This is a genomic window from Oribacterium parvum ACB1 (genome assembly GCF_000238055.2).
GTDB classification, from domain to species: domain Bacteria; phylum Bacillota; class Clostridia; order Lachnospirales; family Lachnospiraceae; genus Oribacterium; species Oribacterium parvum.
Map to the genome: position 1 here is coordinate 1,506,738 of NZ_KE148312.1, position 19,512 is coordinate 1,526,249.

The window sequence follows — 19,512 nt, forward strand, 5'->3', positions numbered from 1 at the left end:
GAAGAGTAAGGAAGAGTAAGTAAGAGTAAGGTATTCATCCTATAACTTTAAAAACAGAAAGAGAAACTATGGATAAGAGAAAACGGATAGAGGAGCTTGTAGAGCTTTTAAATCAGGCTGGGAAAGCCTATTATGAGGCGGGGCAAGAAATTATTTCCAACCTGGAATATGACAAAGCCTATGATGAACTGGTGCGTCTTGAGGAAGAGACAGGGATTGTCCTGTCAGCCAGTCCCACACAAAATGTCGGATACAGCGTGGCTACAGCCCTTCCGAAGGAGGAGCATGCGAGCCCGATGCTTTCTCTTGATAAAACAAAGTCCGTGGAGACTTTACAAAGCTTTCTCGGGGAGCAGAAGGGGATTCTCTCCTGGAAACTCGACGGTCTTACAGTAGTGATGACGTATGAGAAGGGAGAGTTTGTCAAAGCGGTTACCCGCGGAAACGGCAGAATCGGAGAAATTGTTACGGAAAATGCAAAGCGTTTTCGGAATCTTCCTTTACGGATTCCCTTTAAAGGAAGACTGGTTCTACGCGGAGAAGCGCTGATTCGCTATTCCGATTTCGCAAAGATCAATGAAGAAATTCCGGAGGAGGGGGCGAAATACAAGAATCCGAGGAATCTATGTTCCGGTTCCGTTCGGCAACTGGATCCGAAAATCACTTGGGAAAGAAGAGTCTATTTTTTCCCCTTTACGCTTGTATCGGTAGAGGAGGGAGAGGACGGGGCCTCCCGTGAGAGTGGAGGACTTCCCGACTTTCATAACAGCCATGAAGCGGAATTCGAATTTTTAGAGCAACAGGGCTTTCAGGTCGTGGGACGCAGGGCGGTAAATAAAGAGGAGCTTCCCGGGGCTGTTTCGGACTTTTCCGAACAGGTCAAGAAAAATGATTTTCCCTCCGACGGTCTGGTACTTCTTATGGACGATATAAGCTATGGAAAGAGTCTCGGGACTACGGCCAAGTTCCCTCGAAATGCCCTTGCTTTTAAATGGGAGGATGAGGAAGAAAAGACCATTCTTCGCGAGGTGGAATGGTCTCCGAGCAGAACCGGTCTTATCAATCCCGTGGCGATATTTGACCCGGTCGAGCTGGAGGGAACCGTAGTGAGCAGAGCGAGTCTTCACAATATCAGCTACCTGGAAGACTTGAAGCTCGGAATCGGAGATGAAATTACGGTTTATAAGGCCAATATGATTATCCCGCAGATTGGGGAGAATCTCACGAAGTCGGGGCAGCTCCCGATTCCGGAGCATTGTCCTGCCTGTCACGAGGAAACGAAGATTGTACAGGATAAGGAAGCGAAGATGCTTTACTGTGAAAATCCCCATTGTCCGGCAAAGCGAATTAAGCAGTTTGCTCTTTTTGTGAGCCGGGACGCTTTGAATATTGAGGGGCTTTCCGAAATGACTTTGGAGAAATTTATCGGAAAGGGATTTATTCAGGAACTTCCGGATTTATTTTCCTTAAAAGAGCATAAGGAGGAGATTATCGCTATGGAGGGCTTCGGACAGAAGTCCTATGATAAGCTTATTGAAAATGCGGAGAAAGCAAGGGAAACGAGCCTTGCGAGACTTCTTTACGGCTTAGGAATCGGGGGAATCGGAGCAAGTAATGCGAGAGTCCTTTCAGAAGCCTTTCATGAGAATGCGGAGGAGCTTTCCCGGGCGGAGCTCAGCGAGGTTGTGTCCATTAAAGGAATAGGACCGATACTCGGCGAAAGCATTGTCCGTTATTTTAAAGAAGAAGAAAATTGCAGGCTTTTCCGGAAACTCTTATCCATACTGCACCTCCATAAGGAGGAGAGAGCGGAAAATGCCTTCCTTTCCGGCAAGGTCTTTGTAATTACGGGCTCTTTAAACCATTTTCAAAATCGAAAGGAGCTGGAGGAGGAGATTCGAAAGGCGGGGGCAAGTACCGCTTCTTCCATTTCGAAGAATACTTCTTATCTTATCAACAATGACAAGAATTCTACCAGCAGTAAGAATAAGAAGGCTCAGGAGCTGGGAATTCCGATTCTTTCGGAGGAAGATTTCTTAAGGCTTCTACGAGGCGAGTAGAGGAGATAAAGCTATGCAAGGCATATATTCAAATAAGGATAGGAAGCTTGATGGCGATATATCTAGAAGAAACTAAGGAGAACGAATGAACTTTCAAGACTACGATATCTATTTTCCGCACCTGCAGATCGGAATCAAGCATCTCGTAAATCATATCAGCCCCTTCGGCTTTACGATTGCCTTTTACGGCATCATTATCGGTTGCGGCATGCTGCTTGGGATGCTTGTTGCGAGTAAAGAGTATGTGAGATGCGGCTATAAGGCGGATGATATTCAGGACTTTGCGCTATTTGTTATCATTTTAGGGGTGATTGGGGCAAGAATTTATTATGTCATCTTTGAATGGGACTATTATTCTCAGCATCTTATGGAGATTCCAAATATCCGGCAGGGGGGACTTGCGATTTACGGAGGGGTTCTTACTGCAATTGCGACCTGTATCGTTTTTTGTAAGAAAAAGAGGCTGGATTTCTTTCCCATGGCGGATGCCGGTGTACTTGGGCTTATTCTCGGACAGGCTATGGGACGCTGGGGAAACTTCTTTAATGCGGAGGCCTTCGGAGGCTATACGAATTCTCTCTTCGCCATGCGCATAAAGGAATCCATTGTGAATCCTTCGATGATCAATGACAATGTGGCGGCTCATCTGCAAATTATAGACGGAATCAGCTATGTGCAGGTGCATCCCACCTTTCTGTATGAGAGTGTATGGAACCTCTGCGTATTCTTTTTTCTCCTTTGGTTTTCCAAAAGAAAGAAGTTTAAGGGACAGATATTTCTCCTGTACCTTGGGCTTTATGGACTGGGACGTTTCTTTATCGAAGGGCTCCGTGCAGATTCTTTGATGCTTTTCGGTACGGGAATAGCGGTTTCACAGGCACTTTCTCTTGTCCTTGTTATTGTGAGTATTGTCTTGCAGTATCTTTTCTTGAAAAGAGAGAAGAGCGAGGAAAAGAAGTAATAAAAAATCGTCGATAGAAGAAAAAAAGGGGTGTGAAAAATCAAAAGATTTTTCAAAGCAATACAGGTCTGAACTTGGGGCACGCTCTCGCTAGCTTCGCCACGTAGCGGATACTAAGCGAAAAACTGCGTTTCTCTTGTTTTTCGCAAGTACCGACGGGCTCAGACTACCCCGGCATTCAGACCTGTATTGCCGAAAATTCTTTATTATTTTGATTTTTCACAGCCCCTTAAATATCTATGGTGGCGAGCGGTGGCTCAATATCTTCTTAGTCCTCGTTTTCTATTACCTGAAACTTGGCTACCAACTCATTCATAATATTAGCCTGTTCGGACAGCTCTTTTGATGCAGCGGCGGATTCCTGTGCAGTAGCGGAGTTGTTTTGCACCACAGCGGAAATCTGCTCCGCACCGATGGTTAACTGGTGGATTCCCTCTGCTTCTTCTTCGGAAGCCCTAGTAATTTTTTCGATTATTTCGGAAATGCTTTTTGCCTTCGCTTTTACCAATGCCATGGAATCAACCGTTTCCTGACTGATTTTGGCACCTCTTTCTACGGCGTCTATTGTCTCCTCTATTAAATTACCGGTGTTTTGCGCTGCCTTTGCGGATTTTTGTGCTAAATTTCCTACCTCATCCGCTACAACCGCGAAGCCCTTTCCGGCTTCCCCGGCACGGGCTGCCTCAATAGCGGCATTTAAGGAGAGAATATTGGTCTGGAAGGCAATGTCATCGATGGTCTTAATGATTTTACTGATTTCGTTGGACTTATCGGTGATTTCCTGCATGGCAAGAGACATTTCTTCCATTTTCTTATTACTCTGTTCGACAGCCTTTCCGGCATCGATTGTGAGCTGGTTGGCTGCTACGGATTGTTCTGCCGTTCCTTTAATCTGTTCGGAAATATCATTCATAGTAGCGCCGAGTTCTTCGATAGAAGAGGCTTGTTCCGAAGCCCCCTGTGAAAGAATCTGTGCACCGCCGGAAACCTGTTCCGCTTCGGAATTGACTTCTTCCGCGGAATTCTTAATTTCTTTCATGGTGTGCGATAAGTCCTTGGTAATTTCCCGTAAGCTAAGAATCAGAGGCCTGTAATCCCCTGCATAGAGTCTTTCGTCGGACAGATCTACACGAAAATCGCCTTGAGCGATGGAATTTAGTTTATTGCTTAAGTCCCCGATGATTTCTTTAATCTGGGTGGTTACATTTTTTAGAGCCAATGCAAGATGACCGACCTCGTCCTGTTTCTTGTAGTGGATAACCACATCAAGATCTCCATTTACCACCTTGTCACTTACGCGTGTCATCATCTTTAGTGGAGCCAGCATCTTTTTAATGAGCAAATAGGTACAGAGAATGAGAAGGAAGTCTCCGGAAAGGCCGATGGTCCACGCTAAGAAAACCAAACGATCCGTTACCTTTTGGTAGTCCTGTCTAGCGATACTCATAAGACTCCACCAAGTTGTATTTCCGAATTGATTAGGGGCGAGATAAACTCTTCTCCTTACACCGGCATTGTTTTTTATCACGACATGGAAAGATTTTCCGTCCTTCATCTTCTCTTTTATGGTTTTCAAATCTTCTTCTCTAAATGCATCGGTGAGAGTCTTCCCCTTCAAAGCTTCATCGGATGCATACATGAATTTGCCTTCGTTATTGATGACTGAAGTGAAGAGAGTGGGGAAACGAACGTCCTCATGATTTAAAACATTAAAAGCTTCAAGGTCAAGTTCAATAGTTACGACACCTTTGAAGTCATTATCCGCTATGATGGGATCACAAACGGAAATGACGGTTTTTTTACCATCGTCATCCAGGGTATAGGTATCCGTAATAGTGGGTTGTAGTGTCTCCTTGGCTTTAAGATAATAATCTTTGTCCTTATAATAATCATAGGGATAGTTGACGATGTTTCGCGTTTCGGCACCTTGAGCAGTTAGATACGGACCGTAGTTTCTCTCTCCTTCAATGACTTTTCTGTCTTCAAAGAAATATCCTGCTCCGGTTATATACGGGTTGTTTGTAATGGTTGCATACATGGAATCCATCATAACCACTTCCATATTATAGCGGCTTGCGGGAACGGCTCGGTCCAGAATACGGGAGCGGAAGGTGGTTCCTGACATTTGTGTAATATGCTGTTCAACCATTTGACCATCACGATTAAAATGAACAGTCCAAGGGTTGGCGGGGACGCCTCCTACAGCATCTTCTTGTGACCAGACGAAGTTGATGGATTGCTTCATACTCCCCGTGAGGGTAGTCACTTGTTTTAAAATATCACTGGTTTTCTCTCCGGTTAAATCCAGTAAATCATCCATATTTCTATCCAGATTTTTTTTCGTGGATTGGCTTCCCAAGTCTACTATAAAGTAGCTTAGCCCGAGCATGATAAAAAAAGACAGAATACCGAGAATAATGGATATACGAGTACTTAGACTTTGTGTTTTTAATTTCTTTGATAATTGCTTCGCATCCTTCGCTTTCATACAGAAATCCTTCCTTGTGATTGAAAAAACGGATAACCCTTCTTCCTCGAATATATTTTTCAGATTTGAGATGAATATCAAATCATAAGAGAACATACCTACATCATTAGTCGGCACATTTTCCTTGTTTATAATATGAAATTCTCTCTGTTTTTATTCTGAAAAAATATTAATAATTTCTCTCATGGATAAATATATTGAAACTGTGTTATACTCCTTCTATCGAAATCATCTTAAAAAAATGGAATAATGGATGTGATTTTGGACTATTTTACCAAAAGCGGCCTGGAGAGTAGGTGGAGAAAAGTCGATAAGCTGAAAAAGACTTTGCGAAGGTTAAATAAAAAGCTTATGGACTTGTTTTTTTCCTGTTTTTAGCTTGTAAAATAAAGGAGGGGTAGCATGAAAAATTTCTGGAAAATGGAGGAAAGTTTTGGAAAACACTTCAGCTATGCCTATATTGACTTGAACAACTATTTTGCAGATGAAATCTTTTTGGAGAAGAACATCGAAGTCAAGTTTATCCGGGAAATGGAAAGGGCGGATTCTCTCTACCGCATTGTGTTTTGTAAGGTAAAAAGAGAGGATGCGGAACGTTTGGAAGAGGCATTCAAGATATTAGGAGATAAAATGCTCCTTCTTGGTCATGCGGATTATCTGGCTGTTTGTGCGGAGCTGGAAAAGCAGCTGGAAAACGGATAAAATCATGTAGAGGATAATAAAGCAAGGATAAGAAAGTTAAGATAAGGAGGAAAAACGTTTGGAAGAGAAGCAGAGCTTACACATAGAGAACAGTTTGGCAGAGCACTTGGACTTAGCCTCTTTAGAGGAAGAAAGCTATTTGCTTTGTAAGGAATTTATAGAAAAGGCGAAGCTGAAGAAGGGGCAGCTCTTTGTTGTGGGCTGCTCCACTTCGGAGGTTTTGGGAGAAAAAATCGGAACGGCTTCCAGCTATCCCACGGCAGAAGCTCTTTTTCGGGGAATTTCCCGTGCTGCGAAGGAGGCGGAACTCTATCTCTGTACCCAGTGCTGTGAGCACTTAAATCGTGCCATTATAACGGAACGAGAGGCTGCTTTGGCACACGGTCTTATGCCTTATAGGGTCAATGTCATCCCGAAAGAGAAGGCGGGAGGATCCTTTTCTACAGTAGCGTATGAAAGCTTCCGAGAGCCTGTTGCCTTGGAAAAAGTCCGTGCTGACGGGGGAATCGATATTGGAGATACCTTCATCGGTATGCATTTAAAAGAAGTTGCGGTGCCGCTTCGCTTAAGCAAAAAAACGCTCGGCTCCGCCCACATTACTGCGGCGAGAGTACGACCGAAGTTTGTAGGGGGAAGCAGAGCGGTGTATGATGAAAGTTTACTCTAGGATGATTGCCCCTTATTTCCATATCTACGTAAATGCAAACAGTTCATAAACCTAGATATGAATCACATCCGAACGGTTCATATGGAGGAAGCTGTCATGCCGGAGCTGACTTCCATGGATGCGGTTTTCTCTTTGAAGCATAAATATTGGAAGAAGGAATGCTTTAAAAAAGTAGCACAGTATCCATATTATAAAAACTTCCGATCTGAGGCCTTGGAAATTAAAGAGGTAGCCTTCCAAAAGAAGGCTTGCATTTAAGCCAATATTCATTAGGGTAGCCGGGACGGCAAAGGAAAGATTCGTGGGCATGGACGGCCGATATAATTTTACGGCAAAGAGAGAAAGAAGCGAGATGTTATAAACGCAGATCGGCTTCTTTTCTTTTCGGTAGAAGACAACGGATTTTCGGTTGTAAAGAAAGCTGCCTCCTTTTTTAGTGAGGCATGCCTCGGAAATCCAAACATGGCTTACTGCAATGATTTCTTCCCAAGGCACAAACAGTTTTATGCCGGGAAGGTAAATCCCTTCCCTTCCGATCTTCAGTTTTTTATAAAAATAAAAAGGGATAGAGAAGAGGAGCAAGATGCCGTTTCCGTAGAGGGCAAACTCTCTCGGGCTTAATTGAAGTTGAACTAAGGAGAGATCAACATCCAGAGTTTCTAAGCCCTGCCTTCTTCCGACGACATAAAAAAAGAGAATGAGAAGGGCGAAGATAAAGCTAAAGTAGCGATAATAAATGCTGTGAAAGGAAATGCCGCCCTTCCACTGTTCTGCACTGTCATTCCTTTCCCTTATATTGCTTTTCATCTGTTTTCCTCTTTATTCCCTCTCTTTTTTTCCTATATTTTCTTTTTCCTTGCAATACACTTACAAATCGGATTACCCTTTGCAGAGAATTTTTCTTCATATTCCGTCAGGATATTTCCTTTGGAAAGCAGTTCATCATGGTGGAGGTCAAAGCTTTTTGCAAGAATATCCCAGTTATTTTCCTGAAAGCTCTCCAAGGAATAATCAAACAAATCCCGATTATCCGTTTTAAACTCGATATGACCGTCCGTAGAAAGAACCTTCTCATAGAGCTTTAGGAAGACAGGGCTTGTGAGTCTGCGGTTTGCCTGCCTTTTCTTTGGCCAGGGGTCGGAAAAGTTCAGGTAAATGGCATCGATTTCTTCTGCAGAAAAAACTTCTGTAAGAAGCCTTGCGTCCATACTCATGTAGTAGAGATTCTTTAGGACCAATCCGGATTCCTCCTCCTTTTCACGCCGTTTAATGGCCTTAAAAAGCACGCTGTCATAGCGTTCAATGCCGATGAAGTTAATATCAGGATTTTGCTTTGCCATTTCGTAGATGAACTTGCCCTTTCCCATGCCGATTTCGAGGCAAAGCGGATTCTTATTGGAAAAGAGCTTTTCGGAATACTCTCCTTTTAACTCCTCTTTATTTTGTATTACATAGATAGAATCGGATACGAATTCCTCCGAACCGGTAATATGTCGTAGACGCATAATTCTCCTTTGTTAAAAAACAAAAATAAAATTAATTAATGAAACATGGAAAAATAATTCCTGTTTCACTTTTGCCTATTTAGAAGCAATCTGCATAAGCCTCTTTAATTTTAAGATTTTCTTTATAGGATGAGAAACGCTCTTATGTTATCATAGAACAGCTATTTTAACTAGAAATATATTAAAAAGGGCAAGTTGTTTTTGTCTTATGCATTACCGGAGAATTAGATGAATAAAAATAGACTGATCATGAATAAAAACAGACTGATAAAAAGAGGAATTTCTCTTGTGCTTCTTTCCTCTATCCTGGGCTTATCTGCCTGTGAAAAAAAGTTGGGAGCGGAGCAGGAGGCGGCTGCCGTTTCCGGCTCGGATATTGTCCTGACTACGGAAGACAACGGGGAAGAATCCGTTGCGATTGCAGCACTGGGACTCAATGCCAATGTTCTTCCTTCCATTGAAGGCGTTACCATTGACGGGCAGGCGGAAGAGCTTGCACCGGTTAATCTTACTGTAGGTGTCATCAATTCCGTTGTGAAGGACTTACAGCAGCGTCTCATGCAACTTGGCTACATGGAGGACGATGAACCGACGACCTATTATGGGGATGCGACTTCCAAGGCGGTACAGTATTTCCAAAGACAGAGCGGGATGCCTATGGACGGTATCACGGGAGTAAGCACCTGGGATGCCCTTATGTCGGAAAATGCACCGCATTATGCGGCAAAGTTGGGCTTTCAAGGAGATGATATTACAAAAATTCAGTATCGTTTATATAACCTCGGTTATCTTACTGAAAGCGGGCAGATTAACGGAAACTTTGATGCAACGACCGAAACGGCGGTAAAAAAGCTCCAGGAGGTAAATCATCTGACAATAGACGGTACAGTGGGAACTGCTACGAACGACTTGTTGTATTCCGATGAGGTAAAGGCCAATATCATTGCGCTCGGGGAGCAAAGCGAGATTGTAAAGAAGTATCAGACAAGGCTTATTGCTCTCGGATATCTTTCCGGTGATGCCGACGGGAATTTCGGTTTAAGCACGCAGAACGCACTTCGTGCTTTCCAGTCCAGAAATGACCAGGTTGTAGACGGCTATCTCGGACCGGACACGAGAGTAATCCTGGATTCCGATTCTGCGAAGCCCTTCGGTATGCGTCTTGGAGAGCAGAGCGGAGATGTACAGAACATGCAGAAACTTTTGGTGAAATACGGCTATTTGTCCGGTGACAAAGCTTCCGGCTATTTTGGAGAACTTACAAAGGAGGCCGTGCTTTCCTTCCAGAGAACGAACGGACTTACTGCTGACGGTATGGCCGGAGCAAAGACCTTGCAGGTTCTTCAGTCCGGTTCCGCTAAGTCCAAGCCGAAACAGAGTACAAACAGACATAGAAATAACGGAAATGCCGGAGCGGCAAATGCAGGTGGAGGAGGGAATGCACCCGCACAGGCCAATATTCCTTCCGGATCAGGCGGAGCTACCGTTTCGGGCTCGGCTTCAGCACTGATTTCCATTGCCTCATCTAAGATAGGGTCTCCTTATGTATGGGGATCGAAGGGACCGAATGCTTTTGACTGCTCGGGATTCGTGTACTGGTGTCTGAATCAGGCAGGTGTAGGAACCTCTTATATGACCTCTTCCGGTTGGAGAAATCCGGGTAGATTTAAAAAGGTCGGTGCCTCTGAATTGCAGGCCGGTGACATTGTGGTTGTAAGCGGTCATGTGGGAATCTATGCCGGCGGCGGAACCGTTATCGATGCTTCTTCTTCTAACGGTAGAGTGGTACATAGAAGCTTTTCCGGTTGGTGGTCCAGAAACTTTATTACTGCGTGGAGAATTTTTAGCTAAAAGGGCTTTTTGGAGGAGAGTGAAAAGATGAAAAAGACAGCATTAATTGTTATGGCGGCAGGAATCGGATCACGCTACGGCGCAGGGATTAAGCAGCTGGCTAAGATAGGTCCCTCAGGGGAGATTATCATGGACTATTCCGTGCACGATGCTTTGGCGGCAGGATTTGATAAGCTGGTTTTTGTAATTCGAAAGGATATCGAAGCGGAGTTTCGTGATATCATCGGAAAGAGAATCGAAAAGATTGCCGATGTGGAGTATGCTTTCCAAGAGCTTAACGCTTTACCAAGCGGCTATACTCTTCCGGACGGAAGGACAAAGCCGTGGGGAACGGCTCATGCTCTTATGCAGGCAAGAAAATATGTGGACTGTCCTTTTGCGGTAATCAATGCCGATGATTTCTACGGAAAAGAAGGATATCAATTAATTCACGGTTTTTTAACAGAGGATAGGGCAGAGAGTAAGATGCTTGAAATGTGCATGGCAGGTTATCATTTGATCAATACGCTCTCTAAGCACGGTTCCGTTAATCGTGGAATTTGTAAGGTTTCCAAGGAAGGCTACCTTGAGTCTATTGAAGAAATCTTCGAGATTAAGAGAGAAGAGGACGGGATTCTTAGAGGCTTAAATCAGGGGAAAGATACGATTGTCTTGGCAGAAGATGCCATTGCTTCTATGAATATGTTCGGTCTTCCGGAAGAGTTTCTGGATATTGTTACGGAGAACTTCCCGGCATGGCTTGACCAATACGGGAAAGAAATGAAGTCGGAGTATCTTCTTCCGAGAGAAATTAACAATTTAATGAGAGAAGGAAGAGGAAGAGTAAGGGTGCTTCCGGATCATGACAAGTGGTTTGGCGTAACCTATCATGAAGATAAGGCACTTGCGGAAGAGGCCTTGAGAGAATGTATTGCTGCAGGGCTTTACCCTGAGAAACTCTATGATTAAGGGATAGTAAAATATAGCATTCTGTTTTAAAATAGAGGGAAATTCATTTCCCTCTATTTTTTATTCTGAACGAGTATTTTGCGTATTCAAAGAATAGATACAAACCATAGTTGCTTGCAAGGTCTGTGGAACAGACTTGAAAATGCTTAGAGATAGTGAGGTTACTTAGGTGTCGGATCAAGAAAGAGAATCTCGAAAAAGAAAGCTGAAAGAAAGAGTGATTCCGGGAGAACTGGAAAAAAAGGAGAGGGAGGAGCAGCCGGAAAAGGCAGGGGAGAGGATTGCCCTTCCCCGTCACTTTTTGCTTCCCCTGTTATTTCTTTTACTCTTAACTTTAGGACTTCTTTTCTTTTTTTATAACAGGAGAAGATATAGCCGTTTAACGAGTAAGTGGTCTGTGGATTTTTCGGAAAAAGGAGAATCCTCCGGAGAGTATTACAGTTTTTCAGAGGGGATAGTAAAGGTATCGAAGGATGGCGCCTCTTATCTTTCCTCTTCCGGAAAGGTGCTTTGGAATCAGGCCTACGAAATGGCTGCACCGCTTGTTTCCATCAATGGGGACTATATGGTGATAGGGGAGGAAAACGGCTCAAAGCTCTTCATTCTTTCCACGGAAGGCTTGAAGGGGCAGGGCGAAAGTTCTCTTCCCATTTTGAAGCTATCCATTTCGGAAAAAGGAGTGGTTTATGCCCTTCTTGCTGACGGAGAAAGCAGCTATATTACCGTATTTTCCAAAGAGGGAAAGAATCTGGATATCAGTATCAAATCGGTTCTTGGCGGAGACGGTTTCCCCGTAGATTTTTCTACATCAAAGGACGGAGAAGAGCTTTTGGTGGCATTTTCCTACTTGGACAAGACTGTTTTAAAGAGTCGTGTGGTTTTTTATAATTTTTCCGCCCTTGGGAAAAATGCGGGAGCGAATCGAGTGGTCGGCGGTTTTACCGATCATTTTTCCGGGAAAATGGTAGGGAGAGTTCACTTCTTCAACAATGACGAAAGTTTTGCGGCTTATAACGGGGGGCTCAGTTTTTTCTCGACGAGAGTAAAGACCAGTCCCGAGGAAAAGAAGAATATCGAAATCCCAGGAACGATCCGGATGATGAGCTATAACAGTCAATACCTCGCCTTACTCACGGACAATACGAAGGAGAAGGAGGAAGAGAACTATCGTCTTCTGCTTTTCAGGAAGAATGGAGAAAAGCTCTTTGATAAAGCGTTAAACTTTTTGGGCACTAAGATGGAATTAAGCGGGGATAAAATTCTGCTATATCAGGAGAAAAACTATAAGGTCTATGACTTTAGCGGTCGTCTACGCTATAATGGAGAAACGAAGGAGGGGCTTCTCTACCTTCGCTCCATGACGGATTTTAAAATGAACGGCACTGAGCTTATGCTCTGCTTTCCCAATAAGGTGGAAAGGGTAGTTTTGCAATAGAGGGAGAACAAGATGAATCAATATTGTGTAGGAATTGATGTTGGCGGTACCAGTGTAAAATGCGGTATTTTCACTTATAACGGAGTGCTCCTCGATAAGTGGGAGGTTATGACCAGAAAGGCGGAAAATGGAAAGTATATTCTGCCTGATGTGGCAGAGGAACTGAAAAAGCACCTCGATGAGAAGACGATTTCCTATGAAGATATTGCGGGAATCGGAATCGGTGTGCCGGGCCCTGTTGAGCCGGATGGACATGTAAGAGTAGCGGTCAATCTTGGCTGGAAAGACATTTACCCTGCACGAATTATGCGGGAGCTTATGGGGGGCAGAATTCCCTGTGCTGTAGGAAATGATGCCAATGTGGCAGCCCTTGGAGAGATGTGGCAGGGAGGCGGCAGAGGCTTTCAAAATATGATGATGGTAACACTCGGAACGGGAGTAGGCGGCGGTCTTATTTTAAACGGGAAAATTGTGGCCGGTGCTCATGGTGCCGGAGCGGAAATCGGGCATATCCATGTTAGAGAAGTAGAGGGAGAGCGTTGTGCCTGTGGCGGTATGGGGTGCCTTGAACAGGTGGCTTCCGCAACAGGAATCGTAAAAGAAGCGGAGCGCTTTTTAAGAATGTTTAAGGAGCCGTCTTCTCTTCGTATCTACGGAAAGGCGCTAACCGCTAAAATTGTTTGTGATGCGGCGAAGGAAGGCGATCAGCTTGCTTATTTAAGCCTTGACTTAAGTATGCGTTCTTTAGGCATCGTCTTGGCGCAAGTTTCCATGGTGGCCGATCCGGAAATCTTTGTTATCGGCGGCGGTGTATCCAGAGCGGGAAGTTTCCTTCTTGATCTTATTCGGAAGCACTATGAAGAGTACACTCCGATTTTAGAGAAAAAGGCGGAGCTTGTTCTGGCAACACTGGGAAATGATGCCGGAATCTATGGCTGTGCAAGACTCATGCTGGAAAAGGATTAGAAAGTCGGGAAGATGAATCAAAAGGTTCTGAAAACAATTGAATATACGAAGATTATTGCCATGCTGAAGGAGGAGGCCGACTCTTCTCTCGGAAAGGAGATTGCGGAAGCGCTCCTTCCTTCTTCCGAGCCGGAAGAGGTAAGGAAAAGTCTTTTGGAAACGGAGGATGCGGAGAATCGGATTCGCTTAAAGGGGCCTCTTTCTTTTAGGGGAATGACGGATATTCGCCTTTATTTTCCAAGAATCCGGCTTGGCGCAGCCCTCTCCATTGCAGAGCTTTTACATGTGGAAAAGATTTTGGAATTTGCGGAAAAGGCCAGGGATTTTGCGGGAGAGACGGAAGATTCGCTTTCCGTCTATTTTCGGGCTCTCTCTCCCTTGGAAGAAGTAAGGAGAGAGTTTCAGCGCGCCATCGAGTCGGAGGAACGGCTTAGTGATGACGCCAGTAAGGAACTTTCGGAGATTCGCCGTAAGGAGAAGGGAATCGAAGGAAAAATCAGCGATGAGCTGAACCGAACTTTAAATGATAAGCGGTCCATGCTGCAGGAAGGCGTCATTACCTTGCGAAACGGCCGTCATGTTTTTCCGGTTAAGGCGGAGTATAAGAATGCCTTTCACGGAATTGTCCATGATGAAAGCAGTACCGGGGCTACCCTCTTTATGGAACCTTTAAGCATAGTCCAGCTGGAGAACAGCCTGACAGAGCTGCTTTCTTTGGAGAAGAGGGAGGTGGAGAAGATTCTTCTTGCCTTATCCCTTCTTTTGCAGCCGGAAATCTCTGCTTTACAAGAAAATGTGGAGTGCATTGCACATCTTGATTTTGTATTTGCCAAGGCGAAGCTCGGAAAGAAAATGGAAGGAATCCGCCCGACTGTTTTGGAAGAGAAAAAGGTGAGTCTCCTTGATGCAAGACATCCATTGATTCCAAGAGATAAAGTGGTTCCGATTTCCATTCATATCGGAGAGGGATTTCGTCTTCTTGTGATTACCGGCCCGAATACAGGCGGAAAAACGGTCTGTCTAAAAACGCTGGGACTCTTACAGTTAATGGGGCAGGCAGGCCTTTTGATTCCTGCTTTTCAGGGCTCCTCCATTACCGTGTTTAGGGAAATCTTTGCGGATATCGGAGACGAGCAAAGTATAGAGCAGAGCCTTTCCACGTTTTCTTCCCACATGACCAATACCGTGAAAATACTGGCAGAGGCGGATGCGGACAGTCTTTGTCTTTTTGATGAGCTTGGTGCAGGAACGGATCCGACGGAGGGAGCCGCTTTGGCACTGGGGATTTTGCATGACCTCTTCCAAAGAAGAGTCACAACTGTTGCGACTACCCATTATGCGGAAATCAAACTCTACGCTCTTTCTGAGGAAGGAGTGGAAAATGCTGCCTGCGAATTCGATGTAGAAAGTCTTCGCCCGACCTACCGTCTGCTTATCGGTGTGCCGGGAAAGTCCAATGCCTTTGCGATTGCAAAGAAGCTGGGACTCAGTGATGCGATTATAGAGGATGCGAGAGGCAGAATCGGAGAGGAGGATCTGCACTTCGAGGACCTGATTGCCGACTTGGAGGATACAAGGCGACTTGCGGAACGGGAAAAGCTCGAGATTGAGCAGTATAAGGAAGAGGTGGAAAGGCTGAAAGCGAGAGCCAGAGAATCCACCAAGGGAATCGAAAAAGGCAAGGATAAGATTTTAAATCGAGCGCGAGAAGAGGCGGCAAGGATTCTTGCCGAGGCAAAGGAAACCGCAGATGAAATCATTAAAGAAATAAAGAAGAAGGAAAATGGCGGTTTCGGCTCTTTAGAGGCGGAGCAGCTTAGAACCAAGCTTAGAAAGAAACTGGAAGAGAATCAATCTGCCTTAGGAGCGCAGACGGTAAAGGGGCCTTCTCAGACTATTTCCCTGAAGAATCTCGCCTTGGGAGATAAGGTAAGACTCCTCAATATGCACGGCGTAGTGGGAACTGTTACGGAGCTTCCCGATAAGAGCGGGATGTTTACAGTCAGCGCAGGAATTCTCCGCACGAAGGTATCTGCAAAAGAGGTGGAATTTATTCAGCATAAGGAAAAGGAAGCTCCTACTCGAAATCAAGGGAAGACCGCGGGACTTGGAAGAGCGAAGGCTATGGGGATTTCTCCGGAAATCAATCTTATCGGGAAAATGACTGCCGATGCCCTGCCGGAGCTGAACAAATATTTGGATGATGCATTTTTGGCGAAACTCCCGCAGGTACGAATTGTACATGGTAGGGGAACCGGAGCGCTTCGGAAAATGGTGCATGAATGTGCCAAAAAGAATAAGCACATCGAGTCCTTCCGTTTGGGAGAATACGGAGAAGGTTCCGATGGAGTGACGATTGTATATTTTAAGAAGTAAGATAGTAGCTATCGTTCAACCGGCAGTATTTCATCCGTGTTGTTTCTAAAAGCAGGACAAACAAAAGGTCAAACAGAAGGACAAAAAAGAAGAACACGACGGAAGAAAGTCTCTCATACAGGGTGTGGCTTTGGCTCGACTGTGACAGAGGAGCAGCTTAGAAGATGGAGGAATTGTGGCAGAAAAACAAAGAATTCTAATAGTAGATGATGACAGCTCCATTGCGGAACTTATATCTTTGTATCTGGAAAAGGAGTGCTTCTCCACAACAATTGCGGAGGATGGAGAAGAGGCATTAAGTCTCTATGAAAAAGAGGGGGCAGACCTTTTGATTTTGGATTTGATGCTTCCCGGGATTGACGGATATGAGGTTTGCAGACGGATTCGCGCGAGCTCGGATGTACCGATTATCATGCTTTCCGCAAAAGGAGAAACCTTTGATAAGGTACTCGGCTTGGAGCTGGGGGCGGATGACTATATTTTAAAGCCCTTTGACACTAAGGAGCTCGTTGCCAGAGTAAAGGCCGTGCTTCGTCGTTTCCAGCCGGGAAGAAAGCAGGGAAGCTATGAGCTTACGGAGTCAGCAGATAGCGAAGAGCAGTTGCAAAAAGGAAAATATATTGCCTATCCGGATCTGGTTGTCAATCTAAGCAACTATGCGGTGCACTATCAAGGAAAATCCATTGATATGCCGCCGAAGGAGCTGGAGCTTCTGTACTTTTTGGCCAGTTCTCCGAATCAGGTTTTTACTAGGGAACAGCTTTTGGACAATATCTGGGGCTATGAGTTTGCGGGAGATTCCCGAACCGTGGATGTGCATATCAAGCGCCTTAGAGAAAAGCTTCCGGAAGGAGCGGATTGGGAGATTTCCACGGTTTGGGGCATTGGATATAAGTTCAGGGTAGGGTGAAGAGCTTGAGAAAGCATTTGTTTATTAAATTTTTACTGGTCTACCTGGTCTTCTTTCTACTTGCCTTATCCTTTGTCTCCTTCTACGGAGGAACTGCACTTCAGCATTATTTCTATAATACGGAGGGAAATGCGCTTTATAAGGAAGTGACGAGAATCGCCAATTATTACTCGCAGGAAGAGAATGGAAAGCTTTCCATCAGCGGACTGAGCAGTGAAATGGAAGGAAATATCCATAACAAGGCATGGGGCTGGACACTCATCAGTCCGGAGGGGGAAATCCTTCTTCATTATGGGCCGGAGAAAATCAAGGGAGAAAAAATAGCCGACTTTCATGTCGCGGAAAAGGGAGATAAAACCTATTACAGCGGAGATTTGCAGGGAATGCTTACGGAAGAACAACTCATCAGTAAGGCTCCGATACGCAGGAATTTTCAGAATCTTGCTTATCTCTACCTCCACATTCCACTTTCGGAAATAGAAGAAAAAAAAGAAGGGGCGATGGAGATTTTATTTGAGGTTTTCGTGCTCACTTTTATCTTATCTTTTTCCGTTTTCGCTGTATTCTATTTTTTCGTCTACCGACCGCTTCGGAAAATCACGGCAGGAGCCGTGCGCTATGCTGCCGGAGAATATCTTTATCGTATTCAGGTTTCTTCCGAAGACGAAATGGGATACCTTGCAGATACGCTAAACTATATGGCGGAAGAGATTCAAAAGTCGGATGACTATCAAAGACAGTTTATTGCGAATGTTTCCCATGATTTCCGGTCGCCTCTGACTTCCATAAAAGGATACTTGGAAGCGATGCTGGACGGTACCATTCCGAGAGATAAGGAAGAAAAGTATCTTGAACGCCTGATTATGGAGACGGATCGACTCAGTAAGCTTACACAGTCGATGCTGAGCTTGAATAAGCTGGATGAGGGCGGGAATCTGAATCGGAGTAATTTTGACATCAATAGAATGATTCGAGAGGTCTGTAGCAGCTTTGAGATGCAGTGTGCTAAGAAGAAACTGCAGTTTTCTCTGGTTTTTGCGGAGAAAAAGGAAATGGTTTACGGAGATTATCCTAAGATTCAACAGGTTCTTTACAATCTCTTGGACAATGCGGTGAAATTTTCCAAAGAAGGAACGGAAGTCATCGTGAGGACGGAAAGAAGAGGAACGAAGGTCTTTATTTCGGTAAAGGACCAGGGAATCGGAATACCGAAGAAGGACTTACAAAAAATATGGGAGCGCTTTTACAAGACGGACCTCTCCAGAGGAAGAGATAAACGGGGAACGGGTCTGGGACTAAGTATTGTGAAGAGTATTATCACGGCCCATAATGAACATATAGATTGCATATCCACGGAGGGAGTGGGCACGGAATTCAGCTTTGCACTCCCCATGTCTTTAAAGGAGGAGGCATAATCCTTGGAAGAGAAAGACTTTATAAAAGAGAAAATAGTGGGACAAAAGGGAAGCTGGAAAAAGAGAGGGAAAAAAGTGATTTTACTTTTTCTTTCCGGCATGATTTTCTCCCTTGGCGCATTTTTGACGGCAGCATTTCTCTTTCCTCTTCTTCCGAAGACGGAAAAAAAGAAAGAGAAGGAAACAGTGGCCTTCTCGGAATCGGAAAGCACGGAACTAGAGAGCAGTACGGAAGAAACGGAAGCCATTGAAGATGTGGTTCAATCCGAAATTCAGAAATTCGACTTCCCTATTTCTGCCTATGACAGCATGATGGGAAACCTGAAGAATATAATTCAGGAGGGAGAAAAGTCCCTTGTGGATGTAGAGATTTCCAGTGGAGGAGCGGATCTGCTCACGAAGGAAAAGAAGCAGGGAAACGGCATTATTCTGGAAAAAACCGGAGATTCCCTATTTGTCTTATTTCCTTGGAATAGCGAAGAAGGAGAGGAATATCGGATTCACTTTTTCCGGGAAAAAGAAGTGGAAGGAACAAAGGTTTCAGAGAGTAAAAAGGACGGAATTCTGATTTTATCCGTGCCTCTTAGTGCATTTAATGAGAAGGAGATGGAAAAGCTCAGTCTCATTCCCAGAGGGAATTCCCGTCTTTTGCAAAGGGGCGAGACCTTAATCGGTATCGGAGCTCCGAGCGGGAAGCTGTATTCGACCGTCTTTTCCTATGTATCGTATCTTTCTTATGAGGAGCCGGCTATAGACGGAATCCTTGAGGAAATCGAGCTGCAGTTAGCAGAAAAGGGAGAAGGAAATATCTTTTTTCTGAACACTGCCGGACAATTGGTCGGTTTTGCAAGGGGAAGTGAGGAAAGCTATCCGCGAATTACAGGTTTATCCGATTGCTTGGAGTATTTGGCACGTTTAAGCAACGGAAATGCTTTACCGTATCTGGGGATTCGCGTGCAAAACACGACTAAAAAAATGGCGGAGCTTGGGATTCCGGAGGGAATCTATATCTCGGAGGTGGAAGAAGGGAGCCCTGCTTATAATGCCGGCATCCAACCCGGAGATGTGTTAAAGAAGGGAAACGGAGAAGAATTAAGCAGTGTAAAGACCTTTCAGGAAGCCTTGCTTAAGCAGAATCCGGGAGAGATTTACCGAATCGCAGTTCTCCGCTATAATGGGAAGGAATATGTGGAACTGGAGTTTTCCTGTCCGCTTGGGACAAGGTAGG

At 44.7% G+C, this 19,512-nt stretch carries 15 protein-coding genes; 12 read left to right on the forward strand and 3 right to left on the reverse strand.

Annotated elements, in window-relative coordinates:
• Positions 1-68: 68 nt before the first annotated feature.
• Positions 69-2,060: an NAD-dependent DNA ligase LigA gene (gene ligA / locus HMPREF9625_RS06725; protein ID WP_009533946.1), complete on the forward strand. Its 1,992-nt coding sequence runs from the start codon at positions 69-71 to the stop codon at positions 2,058-2,060.
• 85 nt (positions 2,061-2,145) lie between these two features.
• The gene (gene lgt / locus HMPREF9625_RS06730; RefSeq protein WP_009533947.1) at positions 2,146-3,021 is read left to right on the forward strand and encodes a prolipoprotein diacylglyceryl transferase; all 876 of its coding nucleotides are present in this window, start codon (positions 2,146-2,148) and stop codon (positions 3,019-3,021) included.
• Positions 3,022-3,289: 268 nt separating this feature from the next.
• On the opposite strand, the gene HMPREF9625_RS06735 is transcribed toward lgt, so the two are convergent.
• Positions 3,290-5,509: a methyl-accepting chemotaxis protein gene (locus HMPREF9625_RS06735; RefSeq protein ID WP_009533948.1), complete on the reverse strand. Its 2,220-nt coding sequence runs from the start codon at positions 5,507-5,509 to the stop codon at positions 3,290-3,292.
• Positions 5,510-5,911: 402 nt separating this feature from the next.
• On the opposite strand from HMPREF9625_RS06735, the gene HMPREF9625_RS06740 reads away from it, so the two are divergent.
• Complete coding sequence (locus HMPREF9625_RS06740) at positions 5,912-6,211, forward strand: hypothetical protein (protein WP_009533949.1); 300 nt, start codon at positions 5,912-5,914, stop codon at positions 6,209-6,211.
• A 58-nt stretch (positions 6,212-6,269) separates the two neighbouring features.
• Positions 6,270-6,878, forward strand: a complete 609-nt coding sequence (locus HMPREF9625_RS06745) for a TIGR01440 family protein (RefSeq protein ID WP_009533950.1) — start codon at positions 6,270-6,272, stop codon at positions 6,876-6,878.
• A gap of 51 nt (positions 6,879-6,929) precedes the next feature.
• Here the strand turns inward: HMPREF9625_RS06745 and HMPREF9625_RS06750 are convergent, their stop codons facing one another.
• Positions 6,930-7,685 carry a hypothetical protein gene (locus tag HMPREF9625_RS06750; RefSeq protein WP_009533951.1) on the reverse strand — a complete coding sequence of 252 codons (756 nt, stop codon included), beginning with the start codon at positions 7,683-7,685 and terminating at the stop codon, positions 6,930-6,932.
• 32 nt (positions 7,686-7,717) lie between these two features.
• Positions 7,718-8,383, reverse strand: a complete 666-nt coding sequence (gene trmB / locus HMPREF9625_RS06755) for a tRNA (guanosine(46)-N7)-methyltransferase TrmB (protein WP_009533952.1) — start codon at positions 8,381-8,383, stop codon at positions 7,718-7,720.
• 228 nt (positions 8,384-8,611) lie between these two features.
• Between trmB and HMPREF9625_RS06760 the strand changes: the two genes are divergently transcribed.
• The 8 genes from HMPREF9625_RS06760 to HMPREF9625_RS06795 all read left to right on the forward strand — a co-directional run bounded on the left by HMPREF9625_RS06760 (position 8,612) and on the right by HMPREF9625_RS06795 (position 19,511).
• Positions 8,612-10,234, forward strand: coding sequence for a C40 family peptidase (locus tag HMPREF9625_RS06760; RefSeq protein WP_009533953.1), 1,623 nt, complete (start codon positions 8,612-8,614; stop codon positions 10,232-10,234).
• Between the two features lie 27 nt (positions 10,235-10,261).
• Positions 10,262-11,182: a nucleotidyltransferase family protein gene (locus HMPREF9625_RS06765; RefSeq protein WP_009533954.1), complete on the forward strand. Its 921-nt coding sequence runs from the start codon at positions 10,262-10,264 to the stop codon at positions 11,180-11,182.
• 169 nt (positions 11,183-11,351) lie between these two features.
• The gene (locus tag HMPREF9625_RS06770) at positions 11,352-12,617 is read left to right on the forward strand and encodes a DUF5711 family protein (protein WP_009533955.1); all 1,266 of its coding nucleotides are present in this window, start codon (positions 11,352-11,354) and stop codon (positions 12,615-12,617) included.
• A gap of 12 nt (positions 12,618-12,629) precedes the next feature.
• Positions 12,630-13,583: an ROK family glucokinase gene (locus HMPREF9625_RS06775; RefSeq protein ID WP_009533956.1), complete on the forward strand. Its 954-nt coding sequence runs from the start codon at positions 12,630-12,632 to the stop codon at positions 13,581-13,583.
• 12 nt (positions 13,584-13,595) lie between these two features.
• Entirely contained in the window at positions 13,596-15,959 is a 2,364-nt protein-coding gene (locus HMPREF9625_RS06780) for an endonuclease MutS2 (RefSeq protein WP_009533957.1), read from the forward strand.
• 175 nt (positions 15,960-16,134) lie between these two features.
• Positions 16,135-16,869, forward strand: a complete 735-nt coding sequence (locus HMPREF9625_RS06785; protein WP_009533958.1) for a response regulator — start codon at positions 16,135-16,137, stop codon at positions 16,867-16,869.
• Between the two features lie 17 nt (positions 16,870-16,886).
• Entirely contained in the window at positions 16,887-18,284 is a 1,398-nt protein-coding gene (locus HMPREF9625_RS06790) for a sensor histidine kinase (protein WP_009533959.1), read from the forward strand.
• A 3-nt stretch (positions 18,285-18,287) separates the two neighbouring features.
• On the forward strand, positions 18,288-19,511 hold the full coding sequence (locus tag HMPREF9625_RS06795) for a PDZ domain-containing protein (protein WP_009533960.1): 1,224 nt from the start codon (positions 18,288-18,290) through the stop codon (positions 19,509-19,511).
• The last annotated feature ends 1 nt before the right edge of the window (position 19,512 follow it).